21 protein-coding genes are annotated in these 17,584 nt (G+C 39.1%); 19 read left to right on the top strand and 2 right to left on the bottom strand.

What is annotated here, in order from left to right:
- Positions 1 to 294: 294 nt before the first annotated feature.
- Positions 295 to 561, bottom strand: coding sequence for a hypothetical protein (locus tag HGO97_RS24170; protein WP_216239790.1), 267 nt, complete (start codon positions 559 to 561; stop codon positions 295 to 297).
- Positions 562 to 761: 200 nt separating this feature from the next.
- On the opposite strand from HGO97_RS24170, the gene HGO97_RS04310 reads away from it, so the two are divergent.
- The 14 genes from HGO97_RS04310 to HGO97_RS04255 all read left to right on the top strand — a co-directional run bounded on the left by HGO97_RS04310 (position 762) and on the right by HGO97_RS04255 (position 13,696).
- Complete coding sequence (locus HGO97_RS04310; RefSeq protein WP_216239862.1) at positions 762 to 1,115, top strand: TIGR04076 family protein; 354 nt, start codon at positions 762 to 764, stop codon at positions 1,113 to 1,115.
- Positions 1,069 to 1,632: a TetR/AcrR family transcriptional regulator gene (locus HGO97_RS04305; RefSeq protein ID WP_216239788.1), complete on the top strand. Its 564-nt coding sequence runs from the start codon at positions 1,069 to 1,071 to the stop codon at positions 1,630 to 1,632. Before HGO97_RS04310 ends, HGO97_RS04305 begins: the two co-directional genes overlap by 47 nt.
- Before the next feature lie 280 nt (positions 1,633 to 1,912).
- On the top strand, positions 1,913 to 2,500 hold the full coding sequence (locus tag HGO97_RS04300) for a GNAT family N-acetyltransferase (RefSeq protein ID WP_216239786.1): 588 nt from the start codon (positions 1,913 to 1,915) through the stop codon (positions 2,498 to 2,500).
- 413 nt (positions 2,501 to 2,913) lie between these two features.
- Positions 2,914 to 3,090: a nitroreductase family protein gene (locus HGO97_RS23665; RefSeq protein WP_246597290.1), complete on the top strand. Its 177-nt coding sequence runs from the start codon at positions 2,914 to 2,916 to the stop codon at positions 3,088 to 3,090.
- Positions 3,060 to 3,278, top strand: a complete 219-nt coding sequence (locus tag HGO97_RS23660) for a hypothetical protein (RefSeq protein WP_246597306.1) — start codon at positions 3,060 to 3,062, stop codon at positions 3,276 to 3,278. Before HGO97_RS23665 ends, HGO97_RS23660 begins: the two co-directional genes overlap by 31 nt.
- The gene (locus HGO97_RS23655) at positions 3,227 to 3,457 is read left to right on the top strand and encodes a nitroreductase family protein (protein WP_330654172.1); all 231 of its coding nucleotides are present in this window, start codon (positions 3,227 to 3,229) and stop codon (positions 3,455 to 3,457) included. The genes HGO97_RS23660 and HGO97_RS23655 overlap by 52 nt, the downstream gene beginning before the upstream one ends.
- A 71-nt stretch (positions 3,458 to 3,528) precedes the next feature.
- Positions 3,529 to 3,891 (top strand): VOC family protein, encoded by a 363-nt coding sequence (locus HGO97_RS04290; RefSeq protein WP_216239783.1) that lies wholly within the window; start codon positions 3,529 to 3,531, stop codon positions 3,889 to 3,891.
- A gap of 377 nt (positions 3,892 to 4,268) precedes the next feature.
- Positions 4,269 to 5,147, top strand: coding sequence for a hypothetical protein (locus HGO97_RS04285; RefSeq protein WP_216239782.1), 879 nt, complete (start codon positions 4,269 to 4,271; stop codon positions 5,145 to 5,147).
- On the top strand, positions 5,144 to 5,674 hold the full coding sequence (locus HGO97_RS04280; protein ID WP_216239781.1) for a hypothetical protein: 531 nt from the start codon (positions 5,144 to 5,146) through the stop codon (positions 5,672 to 5,674). The genes HGO97_RS04285 and HGO97_RS04280 overlap by 4 nt, the downstream gene beginning before the upstream one ends.
- Before the next feature lie 28 nt (positions 5,675 to 5,702).
- A complete protein-coding gene (locus HGO97_RS04275; protein ID WP_216239780.1) occupies positions 5,703 to 9,179 on the top strand; it encodes an HD domain-containing protein in 3,477 nt (1,158 codons plus the stop codon).
- A gap of 84 nt (positions 9,180 to 9,263) precedes the next feature.
- Positions 9,264 to 10,490: a hypothetical protein gene (locus HGO97_RS04270; protein WP_246597289.1), complete on the top strand. Its 1,227-nt coding sequence runs from the start codon at positions 9,264 to 9,266 to the stop codon at positions 10,488 to 10,490.
- An 86-nt stretch (positions 10,491 to 10,576) separates the two neighbouring features.
- Positions 10,577 to 11,803: an SAVED domain-containing protein gene (locus HGO97_RS23650; protein WP_330654171.1), complete on the top strand. Its 1,227-nt coding sequence runs from the start codon at positions 10,577 to 10,579 to the stop codon at positions 11,801 to 11,803.
- A 174-nt stretch (positions 11,804 to 11,977) separates the two neighbouring features.
- Positions 11,978 to 12,820 (top strand): RNA polymerase sigma factor, encoded by an 843-nt coding sequence (locus HGO97_RS04260; RefSeq protein ID WP_216239776.1) that lies wholly within the window; start codon positions 11,978 to 11,980, stop codon positions 12,818 to 12,820.
- A gap of 195 nt (positions 12,821 to 13,015) precedes the next feature.
- A complete protein-coding gene (locus HGO97_RS04255; RefSeq protein WP_216239774.1) occupies positions 13,016 to 13,696 on the top strand; it encodes a DUF2461 domain-containing protein in 681 nt (226 codons plus the stop codon).
- Positions 13,697 to 13,912: 216 nt separating this feature from the next.
- Here the strand turns inward: HGO97_RS04255 and HGO97_RS04250 are convergent, their stop codons facing one another.
- Complete coding sequence (locus HGO97_RS04250) at positions 13,913 to 14,242, bottom strand: carboxymuconolactone decarboxylase family protein (RefSeq protein ID WP_246597288.1); 330 nt, start codon at positions 14,240 to 14,242, stop codon at positions 13,913 to 13,915.
- 111 nt (positions 14,243 to 14,353) lie between these two features.
- On the opposite strand from HGO97_RS04250, the gene HGO97_RS04245 reads away from it, so the two are divergent.
- The 5 genes from HGO97_RS04245 to HGO97_RS04225 all read left to right on the top strand — a co-directional run bounded on the left by HGO97_RS04245 (position 14,354) and on the right by HGO97_RS04225 (position 17,574).
- On the top strand, positions 14,354 to 14,623 hold the full coding sequence (locus tag HGO97_RS04245) for a MerR family DNA-binding protein (RefSeq protein WP_330654170.1): 270 nt from the start codon (positions 14,354 to 14,356) through the stop codon (positions 14,621 to 14,623).
- A complete protein-coding gene (locus HGO97_RS04240) occupies positions 14,586 to 15,191 on the top strand; it encodes a class I SAM-dependent methyltransferase (protein WP_216239772.1) in 606 nt (201 codons plus the stop codon). The genes HGO97_RS04245 and HGO97_RS04240 overlap by 38 nt, the downstream gene beginning before the upstream one ends.
- 65 nt (positions 15,192 to 15,256) lie before the next feature.
- A complete protein-coding gene (locus tag HGO97_RS04235) occupies positions 15,257 to 16,081 on the top strand; it encodes a DUF2703 domain-containing protein (protein WP_216239770.1) in 825 nt (274 codons plus the stop codon).
- Between the two features lie 67 nt (positions 16,082 to 16,148).
- Positions 16,149 to 16,694: a nitroreductase family protein gene (locus HGO97_RS04230; RefSeq protein WP_216239768.1), complete on the top strand. Its 546-nt coding sequence runs from the start codon at positions 16,149 to 16,151 to the stop codon at positions 16,692 to 16,694.
- A gap of 133 nt (positions 16,695 to 16,827) precedes the next feature.
- A complete protein-coding gene (locus HGO97_RS04225; RefSeq protein ID WP_216239766.1) occupies positions 16,828 to 17,574 on the top strand; it encodes an EFR1 family ferrodoxin in 747 nt (248 codons plus the stop codon).
- Positions 17,575 to 17,584: the final 10 nt, after the last annotated feature.

The following is a 17,584-nucleotide window of genomic DNA, read 5'->3' as shown; positions in this document are numbered from 1 at the left end:
TAAAGGTGACTATGATCTGCAGAGGGTTTATCTTTTCTCCGCAGCACCGTGGTAGGTCTGATTTTACGAACTGTTCCTAGCAGAAGATGGGATAGGGGATTAAATCCTCCAGTGAGATTTCTGGTATTGCGCTAGCGGGCAGTCCCTTCGCATCGGGGCCCCCCGGTATCGCTTTCTGGTATTTCCAGATAAACGTATTTTGAGAGGTCAGGCGGTTCTGCAATGAATGCCTGGATAGCGCCTGTTCAATTTTTTTTCGGCTGCGGTCAGATATTTGATCAGATAGGACTCTGCTCAGCCAATATAGATATCCCCGCCCGTGATGTCATCTATGGTATGAAATTCATTCGTGATCTTATCCGCCATAGCCAGTAAATTCTCGGCTTTTTTGTGAAGCAGCATCCCTTCATCTGTCAAAAGGATACTATAACTGCTCCGGGTAAACAGTTTTTTCTTAATTCTTCTTCCAGCCCTTTCATCTGTATTCCCGGTACTGTCCATACAGACCTTTATGACCGGAAAGATATCATTCCCTTTGATAAGACAGAGAGATTTTTTCATGAGAATCTGAAAAAATGATATGCAGTAGGAATTCTGATATTTTAATGGTTTTGTCTTTCTGATATACTATTATACAGTGGGAAAAGTGACAAACAGGAGAAATAGTCACATTTGGAACCAGTCACTGTGAATGTAAGCTGAAAGAAATTTTTTGTTTTGGTAGAATCAAGGAAAAGATATTTATGGAGGATACCAGTATGATGAAGAAATGCAGGCTTACTATTTTAACGACCACATTGCAAAAAGAACTTGCCGAACAGTATGGGGTTCCCAATTTTACAACCTGTCCTCTTATGAGAGAAGGTCAGGTTTTTTATGCAGATTATGCAAAGCCGGAAGGGTTTTGTGATGAGGCATGGAAGGCCATATATCAGTATGTATTTGCGCTTGCGAATGGTGCGGAAGGATGGTATTTTGATGACTGGATTGACCCCAGGCACAAAGGTATGGCAATCTGTTCCTGTAATGATGGTTTAAGGCCGGTAATCATTAAAGTGGAAAGAGTGGATGAAGAAAGTGAATGCCAGGAGAATGTTAAAGGAAGCGGCGTATGAGATTGTAAGCAGGAAGGCTGTGGAACAGGTATCTGTTCGAGAAATCGTGGATGCCGCAGAAATCAGTAAACAGACTTTTTACCGATATTATAAAGATAAATATGAGCTTGTGAATGAAATTTATTATGAGTTGTTTCAGAAAGATATCATTATACCTGAAAAATTTGTGAAAGAAGATGACTGGAGGAAAATATACCTCCAGCAGTTTTCCGCATTTCGTGAGCATTTGGATTTTGTACGGCATCTTTTTACATCGAGGGAGACTGGATGTACGCTTGATTATGAAATAGAATTAACAATCTGGTTTGATAAAGAAATTCTGAAAAGGAAAGGTGTGGATATTACAGATCCAAGAATTCTGTTTGGAATTGAGGCAAAAGATGTAGGTGGAACTTTCGTCATGCGAGACTGGATTATCGGTGGGATGCAAGTGGAGGATGAGGAAATGGTAAAACGGTTTGAACTAATTATTCCACAGATATTAGTTCCTTTCTATTTCCCTGAAAAAACAAGGTGAATTGAAAATAGCAGGAGGTAAAGCAAATACCATTTGTTGCACTGAAAAAATGCAGATGAGTTCAATTGCATAAAGCAGATATATAACTTTGTTCGTGATGAAATTTTATTTATGATGTGCTTCGTAGAGTAAGTATACCCTGCCGGGTACATAAGCTGAGAGAAACCATCAAGACGTTTGAAGCAAAAGAGATTGAAAATCGGCCTGACCCCGGAGGATAACAGGGAAATGGTCAGTTATTATAAATGAATTTGATAAAACATCTCAGAGGAATAGCATTATGAATACACCTAAATTAGTAACAGAACGTTTAATTTTGAGAAAGTTTACAGAAGAGGATATGGAGGCTCTTTTCCTCATCCTAAAAGATGAGGTGGTTAATCAGTTTCTGCCGTGGTATCCTGTGAAAAGTCTTGAGGAGACTAAAGAATTTTATGAAGAAAGATATGCGGCAAAGTATGAACTGCCGCAGGCCTACGCATACGCCATCTGCCTTAAAAGTGATAATCTTCCGATTGGTTATATTAAAGTTGATATGGAAGAACATCACGACTTTGGTTACGGACTCTGCAGGGAATTTTGGCATCAGGGAATTGTAACAGAGGCAGCGAAAGCTATTGTGGAGCAGGTAAAAAAAGACGGCCTGCCCTATATCACGGCAACTCACGACAGGAATAATATAAGAAGCGGAAAGGTTATGCAAAAAGTGGGAATGAAATATTGCTATTCGTATGAAGAACAGTGGCAACCGAAAAATATTCCTGTAATATTCAGAATGTACCAGTTAAACTTTAACAGCGATGAAGATTTTGTATATAAAAAGTATTGGGATATGTATGAGAATCATTTCGTTGAAGAAAATTTGTGATTTTATAGAAATGAAGAAGTAATTTGACGTGAAGCGTACAGTTTTGGTGGCCGAGGAATATAAATTTCTTGCGTTTTAATGTAGTCTCCTGACCGGGTCTATACAAAATCTCAGATTTGTATTGCAATCAACGGAGAATCCGTTCCCGCCTGTGCAAAATGAATTAGAACGATGAAAATAATTGCGGATAAAATAAGCAGCGCAGTCACTATGAGGAAGCAGTAAAGCAGACTCTGAATTTACGCTGTACTGGTTTTGAGAAAGTTCTTTGAATTATGGACTGTTTCTCTAAAGTATAGGAAACTGAACTTACCAGGAAATAGAATTTTTGTGAAAGAATAAGGTTATGGCTGAAAGATGGCATTCTGCGATCATAGTATTACCTGTATCTGGAACGGAAAGGGGAGAAGAGCATGAATTTTGAGAACTTACAGGCAGAAAGAGAAAGCTGCAGAGTTTACAGTGATAAAAAGGTATCGTGTGAGTTACTGACTCATTTGGTCGACGTGGCACGCATGGCTCCAAGCGGCTGCAATTCACAGCCGAGCATTTTATTATCGTGGATGAACCGGAGGCACATACAAAAGTAGTAGAAGCGTTTGATGATCATGGCCTGATCGGATGTCCATGGGGAGCAAAAGTGCCAGCTTTTATTTTAATCTGTGAGGAAGAGGGGCATTTAAAACCTGGAGTCGCAGAACATTATGGGTCCCAGATTTTGCACAGATGGATATTGGGATGGCAGCTATGGGGCTATGCTATGAAGCTACCTCATTAGGATTGGGAACTTGCATGATAGGTACAATGAATCAGGAAAAGTTGCACCAGGCATTTGGGATTCCTAAAGAGCGGGTGGTGCGTTTGATCATTACTGTGGGATATCCGGCTAAAAGTGGTGAGCCGCGCAGAAAGATAAGGAAGGATTTGGACGAAGTTCTGGGCTATAATCATTGGTAAACGCGAAAGTCGGAATGAGGTTTTACTGCATAAAAATCTGAAAAATTGCCGGAAAACTCAGGAGGTATGAGATGAAATTTATATTTGCAACAATTCATGTGAAAAATTTAGAAGATTCTATTCGCTTTTATGAGGAAGTAATCGGTTTGAAACTGGTGAGAAGATTTCCGGGAGGACCAAAGACAGAGATTGCTTTTCTGGCAGATGGTCCGGCGGAATTAGAATTGATTTGTAACAAGGATGAAGAACTCTCACAGTATGGGGAATATCCATCTCTGGGATTTGAAGTAGATGATTTGGATCAGGCAATGGAAGTTATGAAAGCTCAGGGGGTAGAAATTGTCAGTGGGCCAATTCAGCCAAATCCTAAAACCCGCTTTTTCTTTATTCAGGATCCGGATGGTTTACATCTGGAAATTATTGAACAGAAATAATAAGAAGAGTAAGAGCTCTTTCAGAGCAAAGTTCTATCAATCGTTTAATAATAGCGTCTGAATATGTCATAATATTCCATCTCCTTAACTTTGTACAGTTAACACGAGTATAGGAGTTTTCTTAAACAAAAGTTAATTGTATACGGTTGTTGTAAGAAATAAAATATGCATCCATGGTTTAGATTTAATTTTAGAACCATGGGTGCATTTTTATGCGATAAAGTCTATAGGTAAGAGGAATGTTTTTCATAATGATGTGAGTCTCGTGTGTTGCAGTCCAGCAGACAAGCAGCTATAATTAATAGTAATACGGAGAACTGCGGAGTACATTTTGCAGGTGAAAGTAACAGTTTGAAAGATGGAGGAAGAAACAGGGGATGGAAAGTTTATCTGAAAAGGATCATATGCCCCTATGTAAAGGCGTTGATGCGCTTCGCTTTTACGGAGGCGATACCCGTGAACGGTGCAGCAACGGTTATATGGGCAGAAAGTCTAGGGATGCTATGTATGGCGATGAAAATGCTTATCGGACATTAAATGCACTCCTATTTGAAGGCAACAAGAATGAACAGGAACGTATTTGGAAAGAGGGACATACGCTAAATTCTGAGTTTATCAGAAAGATAGAGGAAACAATACAAGTTTATACAAATATTTTTACTCTGATGAAAGTCAGGAAGGAAGATTTCGATTACCGCGTAACTGGAAAGCGGGTAGATCGTGCATCATCAGTTACAAATTATGAAAATGGTTTTACCCAATCATTTTTTTCGTGTTCAAAGTGTGACTATGATTCAGCGTTTGCCAGAAAGAATGGAATTGTTCTTATAGAAGCGGAACTTTCCCCTAATATACCATTTATTGATTATGATAAGGTATTAGAAAAAAATGAATATACCCATTGGGATGAACGGGAAATACTTCTCCCTCCTTTTCTCAACATCGAGTTGGAAGAAATACCTCTTACTGCTTCTGAAACAAGAATTGTAAAAGATCAAAATAAGAAGCCACCAATGGGAAAATATCGACTGAAGACGATTCAGTTTCCTGATTACCGTAGAATTCTTTTAGACTCAGAAAAAATGTTATGGCAGCAGATTATTGATGGGAAGGAGTCAGCAGCCCAATTGTTGGAGAAGATGAATGAAAATGATAGGGAACAGGATTACAGAGAATACATATGTTGGAAAGAAAAACTACAGGCATATCTGAAAATAGAATTTTCTCGTATATGGTATGGAGGTGATGAACGTTGATAGATATAGAACTTTTGTGGGAAAATTATGCAGAATTGGGAGAAAGGGTGACTGAAGGAGAACTATCGAGGGAAGATTTCGAAAAACAGGTTTATGCATTTTCTACCTTTTTAAGCGGGATGAATAAGGATTATCACTATAATGGTACATATCTGCCGCATTATATAGATGAATTTCTGGATTTTTTGGAATGTTTCTATCGAAAATATCCACTTGTAAAAGTTTTTTTTGAAGTAGCGTCCTGTTATACAGAAGTTTCTTTAATTATTGACCGTTATTGGCAACAAGATTGCATTTTTGATAATGAGAAAGAAAAAATCTTTACATACTGGAAGGTATGTCCTTCTTATGAAAAAGGCTTAGTTTATTCTGAGGAGATGCTGGTTGAATGCAGTGTCCTCTGTGAGACAAAGCGTTTTATTTATCAAAGTAAGATAGGAAATGTTGAGGAAAAAGTGTTACAGGAAGTAGAAAAGTTGAGGGAGTTTTTGAATAATAAGGCGACTTTAAGAGATGGGGAAGTGTAATAAAGAGAAAGGAACCAAAAAACATAAGATGAAAACAGAACAAAAGCGTGCGGAGAAATACAGTGGCAGATATAGAGATTATTTGCTGTCGGATCAGAACATTTATCATGCAATTTATTCATTGCGTTCCTACATATTTGATTTTGAACTCCTGGAAGAGGTGGACAAAATAGCGTATTACCGCCTGCAGGACAAATTTGATGAAGTCTATATTAAAGAAATCATTACTCAAGTGCAGAACAGGATTATAGATTTGCTTGATAAAGATGACTATTTTATAGAAGCCAAAGTTTATTTCCGACCCAAAAAGGTGGAGGACGATAAGGTTGTTTACAGGCCGCTTCATACAACGGATATTATCAGCCAGATCGCAATTGTGGCGATGCTACATCTACTGGTATATGAGATACCAGATAAGAATAAGAAACTTTATCTTTCGAATGTAAGTCGCCTGCTTCCAGGAAATTTTTATGGAAACAGAGTATCTCTAAATCCAGAGGTCTTATTTAAACCCTGGAAGCAGCAGTATCAGGCATATACTCAGAATGCAAATGAGGCATTGAAAAAGTATAATGCCTCTTTGGAATACAAATATGAGGTATCTCTTGATTTGGAGAACTTTTTTCCAACAATCAATCCAATGTTGGTTTATCAGCTGATTGTAGAACGTCTTCCTGTAAATATAGAAAATTCAGATAAAGAATTATTGAAAAGAATTTTAATAAAACTTTTATTCTGCAGGTTAATAAACAAACTTTCCGATAGGTTGAAGAAGGTCTATTATAAGAACAAAAGAAATAAAGCGTGTACTTTTGAAGAGAATTTTGTGCGTGGAATTCCTCAAGGTCTTCCACAATCATATTTTTTTGGAAATATCTGTATGATACCGATAGCGGAGATTTTCCAGAAGGAATTCAAGGGAATCAGCTACTTTTATGTGGATGATTCGGTAATCTTTACGAATGATGTTAATGAAGATAAGTTTGGAGAACAGCTTGAATCTATAAATAAGAAAATTGGAGAACTGGAATCTGAACTTCTTATAGAAAAAAATGTCTATTTACAACCAAGGATTGCAATGACCATGAAGGCGGCTGGACTTTACGGCATTAAGGTTCATGAACTAAATAAGAAAAAGGCTGTGAGCAAGAGCAGTTTTACAAGGCTGGATCAGCTGGATGAAAGTGAAATCTATTTGAAATGTATTAGCCGTGAGGCTTCTCAGGCAGGAAATGAACTTTTTAAAATGTATTCCGATGAAGAGGATGTTATTTTTGAACGGAAAATGGGAGTGATTTCAGAACAAATTCAAAAGAAGATGGAGGAGTTGAATGGCAAATTAAGTGAATCAGAGAATAAGCTGCAGGAACTGCTGGCATTGTCAGTGGACGAGCAGCCAGATGATGCTATCAAAAATTGTAGAAACCAGATACAAAATTTAAGTAAATTCCGTGAACGCTGGATACGTTATTACCGTTTCTTTGAATATCGGAAACAGCGTCTCTATTTAAGACGAGTGTGTGAGGAGAATGAAAAGAATAAGGCAGAATTAGAAAACATTATATTTGAAGCTGAAAAATATGATGAAGACTCGGAGAAGCGAAAGGCTTTTATGAAGTCTTATAATGAGAATATATGGGATGCAGCAGTTTCTATGTATCGTGAGTTAGCGGATGAGAGGGAACGAGAGAGACTTGGAGAATACATAAGTGAACTCAATTCTATCTGTTTTGAGGGAGAAGAGGAAGAAAGCTCTTTTCTGTTTAAAGTGTATGGTGAATTGCTTAAAAGTAAGGAAGATCAAAGCAAGTATCAAGATGAATGTAAAAGACTTGCAATAGAATCCAAAGATCTATATAAAACTTTAAAATATTATGCATCATGGAAATTGAAGACATTTTCCCATAAGCATTATGAGGTAGCCAGACGATGGGTGGATCAAATACAGGAAGGGGACTGGAAAAGCAAGGTATTAAAAAGGCTGCTGTCAGAAGATATGATCAAAATGGCAGAAATTGTGAATGAGAATACGTCACAATTTTTACGAATGGTCGCAAATGCAGTATATTCACAGCTATTTGATGTAGAAATAGAAGATCGCTTCGTGATTAGAAAGTTTAGCAGGAAACCCTTAAGTTGTGGTGAATTTCGAATTTTACTGTTTTTAAGGAACAGGCTCTTTACAGAAGAAGCATTTCTGGAGCAGAAGTTTTTATTAGACGATCCAAGAAATAAAGCGGATTTGGACTATGCAGTCATGGAAGTCGTTGAGATATTCCAGTCCTTTGTGGCGGACCCGGTCCGTATTGATAAGCTGATTCTGACCCATCAGTATACTTGTGAGGTGTGGAAAAATGGCTCCAAACATTTGTACTTTTATACCCTGCATAATCAGGAACATGCGATTGCATTGATACGGAACATCGTAAAGCTGATTCATGGAATCGGATTTTTTAAAATATCTTCACTAGATTTTTATATATTATTTTTGGCTTGCTATCTTCACGATATTTCAATGGTAAAAATACCTGCTTTAGATGCATTTTTGGTAGATCGAGAGGACGGAGACAGCATTGCCTGGGAGCATTTGTCAGAAATTCAACAGGATGTTCCGCAAAATGGCGAATCCGAGGGTGAGAATGGCACTGAAAATAAAGCAATAAATATAGACACAAATATAGAAGATATTTCACAGGTGAAAAAGTGGATGACCCAGAGTTATAGGAAATTAGATGCTTATTATGAAAAGAAAATCAGGGCGAAACATGCTTCAGACAGCGCTGCTGAAATTCGTACAAGAGAAGATCTGGATTTCCTGGATGAAACTTTAAGGGAATTCGTTGCAGAGGTTTCGGAAGCCCATCAGGCAGATGAAAGAGATATTTATTTTACAAGATCCGTGGCCTCTGAAAAGATGATCAGCCTGAAATTTGATAAAATTCTGCTTCGCCTTGCTGATTTGCTGGATATGAGCAACTGCAGGATATCCAGACCAATTCTTTATCATAATCTGGATCAGATGTCAGAAAAGTCTGCTTTTCATTGGATATCTCATCTACTGACACAGGGATATGAATTGGAAACAGACTATACGATAGAGGACGAAAAAGCATGTCTGACTCCAAAGTCTATCGTGGAGAAGTTGATTTTAATTGTTATTGTTGATATGTCTCAAATGTCAAAGATTGAATGTGAAAAACCATGCAGATATATGGAAATTGAAAATATTGATGATAACGGATTTGAACTGAGTATAGGGGAAGTTTGTAAAAGCGGAAGTGAAGTCTGTAATTTTTTATGCAGATGGTTTTCTACGAAAAATGGTTATCTTATGCAGGAACTTTTTGCACTATGGGAATATTTAAAATCTGTACCTGATAACTATTTCGGAACAGAAGTAACAGTTCGTGTGAAAATTGCCAATAGAACTAGTCTTGATGCAAAGCAGTTCGGAATATTAGACAGGTATCTTAGAAAAACGTTAGAGGAACAGAAATGCCGTTAAAGGGTACTTTAAACATAAGAAAGTAGTACTATAATAATATGAAAGAGTATCCATGCAGAACAATTCAGAGATGGAGGAATGGATATGGGTGAAATAGTAAAAATAAACGGTTTTTCCGAAAACAAACATAACGATGTGATTATTAGAAATGAAAAAGAACTTGTTGAGATAACAGATGGAATTCTTTATGATGCAAAAGCTGATGTTATTGGTAAAAGGACAATGAGTGTGCCAATTGCTCAATTAGCCACACTAGGTGCTGGAATTTCGTCTCTCCTTCCGGTATTAAGAACTGTTACTCAGACGACTACAATAAATACGCAGGGACTGTATCAACTTGCTAATGCCACTGTGGGAGATACGTTGAAGATTGCAAAGAACGGAAATTTCTGGGGAGCATTCAAGACTGCAGAGGGTAAGTCAAAATTTGCTCAGCTTAAGGCGGCAGGACCTATAGAAGCAACAACAGAAACTGTGGCTGCAATTAACCCTGCAACCATGATGATGGCGGTCGCTCTGTTCTCTGTTGAACAGAAGTTGAGTGATATCGAAAAAATGGAAAAACAGATTATTTCCTTCTTGGAAATTGAGAAGGAATCTGAAATTGAGGCAGATGTCGAAACACTTGCTAACATGCTTTCTAAATACAAACTTAACTGGGATAATGAACACTTTGTGGCAAGCAACCATAAGCTGGTTCTTGATATTCAGAGAACTGCAAGAAAAAATATGAACGGTTATCAGAAAAAGGTCCATGAGGTTCTTAGTTCAAAGAAATTGATTGTTGCCCGGAATCAAGTGAACTCTATACTGAAGAATCTTCAGAAGAAGTTCAAGTACTATAGACTTTCGTTGTATACATTTTCAATGGCATCACTCATTGAGATTATGCTTAGTGGTAATTTCAAAGAGGAATATATTACTGGTATTAAGGAGGAAATCGAAAATCTTTCTATGACTTATCGAAATCTATATGGACAGTGTTCCATGTACCTGGAAAAAATGAGTGGTGTATCTGTTGAAACTAATGTGCTAAAGGGACTTGGCACTGCAAGTAAAGCTCTAGGAAAATTCATCGGCAGCATTCCTGTTGTAAAAGAAGGACCGGTAGATGAATTCCTCCAGGACAGTGGTTCACATATAAGGGAAAGTGCCGATGATATCGAGCTGAGTACAATTGAAGCTTTTGCAGAAATAAGTAATCCTGAAACGCACGTCTTTATTGAGAAAATGGAGGACATGATTCAGATTTATAATCATACAGGACAGATTTGTTTTGACGATAGAAAGATTTATCTTATAGCGGGTTAAGGTGTTCAGTAAGTAAAGCAAATAATTTTTAATAAGGGGGAGTATTGTGGGAGGAAGAGAAGGGGAGGGTTTTCAAAAGCATTCAAGTGAAATCGACAATATATACTTTTAGTAAAAGCTCATTAAAAAAATGGTTGCAGGATCTCATTAACGATGATGTGGGGGCAAATGAATTTGAGTTATTTTTAATAGGACAATGTGATAATGATGCTGTTACATTTATTAATTCAATAAATAAGTTTCAAAGCAATGAATTGGATGATAAAGCGCAATCATCATTGAAGGAATTTGACACAAGTTGTATTCTGGGCAGAAAAGTAAGTTTTACATGTATTCCCTATAATATCGACACATTGGAAAAAATAGTAAGAGACTCTTTATTTCGATATGTTTCACAAAGTAATCATATGATGACTTTTGAGCAAATTAGTCTTATTGCGTCGGCTACTGTGGAGGATCAGATGATTTCTTCAACACACGGGAATGGCATTATGAGAAAAGAATTCGATGAGGAATTGGAAAAACGCATTTTTCTTGTCGCGGATAAGTATTCCCCTAAAAGAATATCTATTGGTATTAAAAGTTTTCCTTGTAAAGAGATAAACTCTGAAGATAAAGTATTATATTTACCATTAGAAGACAAATTTAAAGATCGAAAAATAAAAGAAGAATATGATTGGAATGATGATATTTATGAAAAGCTGAAAGGATTTTTGCTTGAAAATACCAGTAACAAGTACGCATATCAGATATTTTTAGATACACATACATCTTTAGCGTTTGCTGCTGGGAGGGTTCTCAATAGTAAATCGGGTATCAATGTCTTTCCAATACAAAAATCAACAAACGGGGGTACCATATTATGGGATTTGAAACTGTTATCTAAAAGAAACTATGCTAATTGGAATATATCACACGAAGAGTTTCATGAAAATCAGTATGATACTGCATTATTTTTAAATGTTACTCGTTATGTTTACGATGACGCGTTAAAATTCATAAAGGAAAATGATTTACCAATTGGGCGTATTATTAACTGTATACCAAGCGAAGCTGGCGCAACAAATTTTGCGATAGAAGATGGTATGCATGCAGCAATTTTAGCTAATTCAATTTATAATGCTATTGGAAAAAGAAGTACAGTAGAACGACGTGCAACACTACATATTTTTGCTGCAGCTCCTAATGGATTTATGTTTTTCTTAGGTCAAAATTCAACGGGATTTGGTAAATGTATTCTATATGAATACGATTTTGAGCAAAGAGATTCTTGTACATACTCACAGGCAATCAGATTTAGCAGAGATACATAGTGTTTCCTGGAATAAAGGTCCTGGCGGTCTTATCTGCCAGGACTTTTGCTTTACCGCGTTATTATTTTGCGCTTATTTTGGGTGAAATAATTTTTACAAATAATAACTTTTCTTGTCACAACTGGTCAGAAAGATTGTCTAATAAGATATAATATAAAAAATGGAGGTAGTATCATGCAAAAGAAAGAATCGGAATTGATCGATCAGGCGGTAAACGGCAATAAAAAAGTATTGGAAAGTCTTCTTCTAAGTGTTCAGGATATGATTTATAATCTTTCACTGCGAATGCTGGGAAGCCCACAGGATGCAGAAGACGCCGTGCAGGAAATCATGATTAAAATTATTACACAGTTGTCGACATTCCGCAAGGAGAGTACGTTTTCCACATGGGCTTACCGTGTAGCTACCAATTATCTTATTAACTGTAAAAAGTCCATGTTTGCACAGCGGCCATTGAGTTTTGAATTTTATGGCCAGGACATCAATATGGGGTTTGTCCCAAATACAGAGGATTTACTGCAAGGGGTAGAGGAGGAAATACTGGCAGATGAATTAAAAGCTTCCTGCACCAATGTCATGCTTCAGTGCCTGGACCCTGAAAGCCGTTGTATCTATGTGCTGGGGCTGATGTTTAAGGCAGACAGCAGGGTATGTGGTGAAATCTTGGGGTTAACTGCCGAAGCCTACCGTCAGCGGCTTTCACGCATCCGCAAAAAGGTAGCTGCATTTTTAGGGGAATACTGTGGGCTTTCCGGTACAGGAAAGTGTAACTGTCAGAAACGTGTGGGATATGCAATCCTGACGCATAGACTTAATCCCGGGAATCTCGAATACAGATCCCTGGAGAAGCTGGACCATTCTACTACTGCAGAATTTACAGAAGCGATGGAAGAGATGGACAGACTGTCCAGTGTTTTCACACAGCTGCCTCAATACCGCTCTCCTTTAGATGCAAAGAGTTTCCTCAATAAGCTGCTGAAATCCGACAGTATGGATGTGATCAGGATGGAGAGCTAAAATGGCAAGGGAACCAGAGGTAAAAGAGCTGGTAAATACGAGGCTGGCAAGCGATACGGCGAATGGTATATCAGTAAAAGAGTATTTGTATTTTTGCTGTAACAAATTTAGAGTGTAAAATTTGCATTTGCTGTCACACGGCAATGCTTAAGCTTGTCTAATTAAGTAGAAGAAAAAAGCTTAGGAGGAAGAAAAATGAATGCAATGTTTGATTATCTCACAGGGCTTGCGGCGAACAACAACCGCGAGTGGTATCATGCCCACAAAACCGAATATCAGGAGGCCAACGCACAGTTTGAAGCACTGGTTCAGGAGTTGATTTTTAAAATCGGTGAAACGGACGGCAGCATTCTGCACAACGTACCCAAGGATTTGACGTTTAGATTGGTGAGGGACACACGGTTCAGCCACGACAAGTCCCCTTATACCCCTGCGTTTCGTGCGCATATTGCTGCCGGGGGAAAACAGCCTGTTCCGGTTGGCTACTTCCTGATGATCCAGCCCCAAAGCCGCTCGTTTTTAGGCGGGGGACTCTTTGCTGATATGTTTAAGGACGCTACAAGTATGATCAGAGAGTATATTTACCAGCATCAGGAGGAATTTCTCAGTATCGTGGAAGAGCCGGAGTTTGTGGAACATTTCGAGGTACGTGGTAACTCCCTGAAAAACGTACCGAAGGAATATCCCGCCGACTGTGCTGTGGCAAAATACCTAAAACACAAGAGCTGGTTCATTGAGTACCCGGTAGAGGACAGCATATTTAGCGATTTGCCGGCCTTCGTTGATTTCGCAAGCGAGCGGTTTTTGCAGATGAAGCCGTTCAATGATTTTATCAACCGGGCTCTGGGTGGATTTACCATGCCGGTAAGACATTGACGGAATGCTCATTTTCCTTCGTTCAATCCCAAGTGTTTTAGGAGTATGTCTGTTTCCAGTCATTGTTTTATTGGTTAATTTAAGCTTTATCAAGCAGAAACGGTTGTCAGCAATGATACGGTATTTATGGAAATCCTGTTCTGTGTATTGCAGCAGCTCGGAAAATCTGCCGCCGACGTTACTATGCAAGAAATTTCCTGGCAGCAGCCAATGCATTCAGCATCTTTGAAAACCAGTATAGGGAATACACTGCAAAAAAGTTTCTATGATTTTCTCAAACGGAATCCCAACGTGCAGTGCTGCTGCAATATGGACATCCAGCTGCGCTTCGTATCCACCGGCAGTGAGAAGGCTGGCAAGGGTAATGATTTCACGTTCCTGTAAAGACAGGCCTTCTCTTGCATAGATGTCGCCAAATGCGAATTCAACAATATAGTTTCCCAAATCTGGTGCGATGTCTTTAAGTGATTGGATTACGGCTTCGCCGCCAGCACCGTCAATTTTCTTTAAATTCTTCAAACCTCTTTCAAATTTTGTTTTCTCCATATCATTTTACCTCCGTGTTTGATAGAATAGAATTAGCTGCTATAAAAGGGTAGTTCTTAGACTATACTCGATGTCAAGAACTTTTTAGTGGGTTTTAGAAAGTTTTAGAAAGTGGTAAAGTTCATCAAACGTCTGAAAGATACAGGAATGCTCCTGCGGGACATTCGGCATTATTCTGATTTACGTTATCAGGGCGATGAGACTATGCGGGAGCGTAAGGAACTTCTGAGTGAGCATAGAAAAGTAGTGCTGGCTGAACAGAAAAAGTGGGCGGATTATCTGGAAAATCTGGATAGAAAGATAACATATTATGAAACAGAGATAGAATTTTTGGGGGAGGAATATGGGAAAAAAGACGGAACAGTCCCGAAGTGTATATAACGAGATGGCATGGGAATATGATTCAACCCCGGAGGGCAATTATACAAGATCCCATAAAGAAGAGATTATTAAAAAGGCTGTGCTCAGAGACGGAGATCACATTCTGGACATTGCCTGTGGTAATGGGCATTTGCTTGGAGAACTTTCCAAAAAGGCGAAAGTCGATGCGTTTGGAATAGATATTTCTGAAAATATGATTAACGCCGCCAGAGAAAGATATCCGGACTGCACATTTGCAGTGGGGTCCTGTGCGCCTCTTGGGTTTGAAAACGAGAGTATGGATCTCATAACGGTGTCCTGTGCATTCCATCACTTTGAAACACCTCAGGCCTTTGCCAATGAATGTATGCGGATTTTGAAAAAGAATGGAAAGGTTTTTATGGCTGAGCCATTTTTTTCTCCGGTGGTGCGGTGGCTTGCCAACACGGTGGTATATCCATTTACGAAAACAGGTGATGTGAGAGTGTATAGTCAAAAGGAAATTCGGCTATTTTTTGAATCGGCTGGATTTACTGAGATTGAATCCAACATAGCTGGCACAGTGTTATTTTTTTCCGCAAAAAAATGAACGCCAGTGGACAATGTGGTGAACTAACAGACAGTTGTATTTGATTTTAGAGGAGGAATAAGGTTATGGCTGAAAGATGGTATCCTGTAATTGATTATGCGGGATGTATTAAGTGTGGAAAATGTATAAACCAATGCACACATGGGGTATTCGATTCTTCTAAGGCTCCGTTACCTGTGGTAATACGGCCGGAGAATTGTGTGAACCATTGCCATGGGTGTGGAAATCTTTGCCCGACAGGGGCGATTGTATATGCCGGAGATGATACGGGGTGGACTCCGCCCTGCAATGTAGAGAAGGATACCCTGATTATAAAAGAAGAATCTGCAGGCTGTTCCTGTGGGTGTGGTTCATCTGGGTGCAGTTCTTCCGAGTGCAGTTCTTCCGAGTGCGGTTCGTCCGGGAAGACAGTGCAGATAGATTATCTTTTTCTGGATCTGCAGGTATGTGAACGGTGTATTGGCACGGATCAGATATTGGAGGAGGTAATTGAGGAATTGACGCCTGCCTTGAATCTGGCAGGATATTCTATAGAGTATCATAAGGTTGAGATTTCTACGGAACAGCTTGCGGTAAAGCATCGGTTTTTATCCTCCCCGACAGTCCGGGTGAATGGTGTGGATATATGCAGTGAGGTGAGTGAATCCAGTTGCGGCTGCTGTAGTCAGATCAGCGGGACGGATGTGGACTGCCGTGTGTTTGAGTATGAAGGAAAGTTATATGAACTTCCGCCGAAACAGATGCTTGCCGAAGCGATTCTTAGAAATATGTTTGCTACCGGACCGGAGACGGATTGTTGCTGTTATGAACTGCCTGAAAATCTGCGTGTTTTCTTTGAAGGGAAAGCAAAGAAAAAGGCAGGCTGTTCCCCGGAAAAGTGCTGCTGTTAATTTACAAAATGAATATGAGAAAATGACTATAAAATTTTTAAATCTGGCAGGAAAAGGAGAGAATGACATGGATTTTGAAAACTTACAGGCAGCAAGAGAAAGCTGCAGAATTTACAGTAATAAAAAGGTGCCGCGTGAGTTACTGACTCATTTGGTCGACGTGGCACGAATGGCTCCAAGTGGCTGCAATTCACAGCCGTGGCATTTTATTATCGTGGATGAACCGGAGGCACATGCAAAAGTAGTAGAAGCGTTTGATGATCATGGACTGACTGGATGTCCATGGGGAGCAAAAGTGCCGGCTTTTATTTTAATCTGTGAGGAAGAGGGGCATTTAAAACCTGGAGTTGCAGAACATTACGGATCCCAGCATTTTGCACAAATGGATATTGGGATGGCAGCGATGGGATTATGCTATGAAGCTACATCGTTAGGGTTGGGAACCTGCATGATTGGTACAATGAATCAGGAAAAGCTGCACCAGGCATTTGGGATTCCTAAGGAGCGGGCGGTACGTTTGATCATTACTGTGGGATATCCGGCTAAAAGCGGTGAGCCACGCAGAAAGATAAGGAAGGATTTGGACGAAGTCCTGAGTTATAATCATTGGTAAAGAAGAAAGTTGGTATGAGGTTTTATTGCATAAAAATCTGGCAGATATCTGTTCTTGATATTCAGTCAGAAGATATAAGTGTAACTGATACTGTCACAATAATATAAAATCTAAAGGAAAAGGACTCATAATTATGATTATATATTTTTCAGGAACAGGAAACAGTGAATTTGTTGCAAAGAGAACCGGGCAGCTGATTGACGATGAGGTAATCAATCTATTTGATAGAATCCGTGGGCATGATTTTTCGGATTTGAGTTCAGACAGGCCCTGGGTGGTTGTGGCACCTACCTATTCATGGAGAATTCCAAGAATTGTAGAAGAATGGCTGAGAAGAACAAAATTGACTGGAAATAAGCAGATCTACTTCATTCTGACCTGCGGCGGAAGTATTGGGAATGCAGGGAAGTATTTGAAAATATTATGCGAAGAGAAAGGCATGAGGTATATGGGATGTCAGGAGATTGTCATGCCTGAGAATTATATTGCCATGTTCGGGACGCCTTCAAAGGAAGAAGCACTGCGGATCATCCAGGATGCGGAAGGAATCATAGAAGAGACAGCCGCCAGTATCAAGAATGGTGCAGCATTTTTGGAGCCAAAGAGGGGAATCGTGGATAAAATAAGCAGTACGGTGATAAACCCTGTATTCTATCCTGTGTTCGTGCATAGTAAGAAGTTTTACGCTTTGGATTCCTGTATTTCATGTGGGAAATGTGTGACCCAATGTCCCCTTTCCAATATTCGTCTTGAAAAGGGAAAGCCGGTATGGGGAGATAACTGCACTCACTGTATGGCCTGTATCTGCCGCTGCCCAAAAGAGGCCATAGAGTATGGTAAGAAGAGTAAGGGAAAAGCAAGATATATTTGTCCGAAATAAGAGGGATGAA

Source organism: Faecalicatena faecalis (genome assembly GCF_012524165.2).
Lineage (GTDB): Bacteria > Bacillota > Clostridia > Lachnospirales > Lachnospiraceae > Faecalicatena_A > Faecalicatena_A faecalis.
The sequence above is the reverse complement of the archived record's forward strand: the minus strand, read 5'-3'. Positions and strand labels throughout refer to the sequence as shown.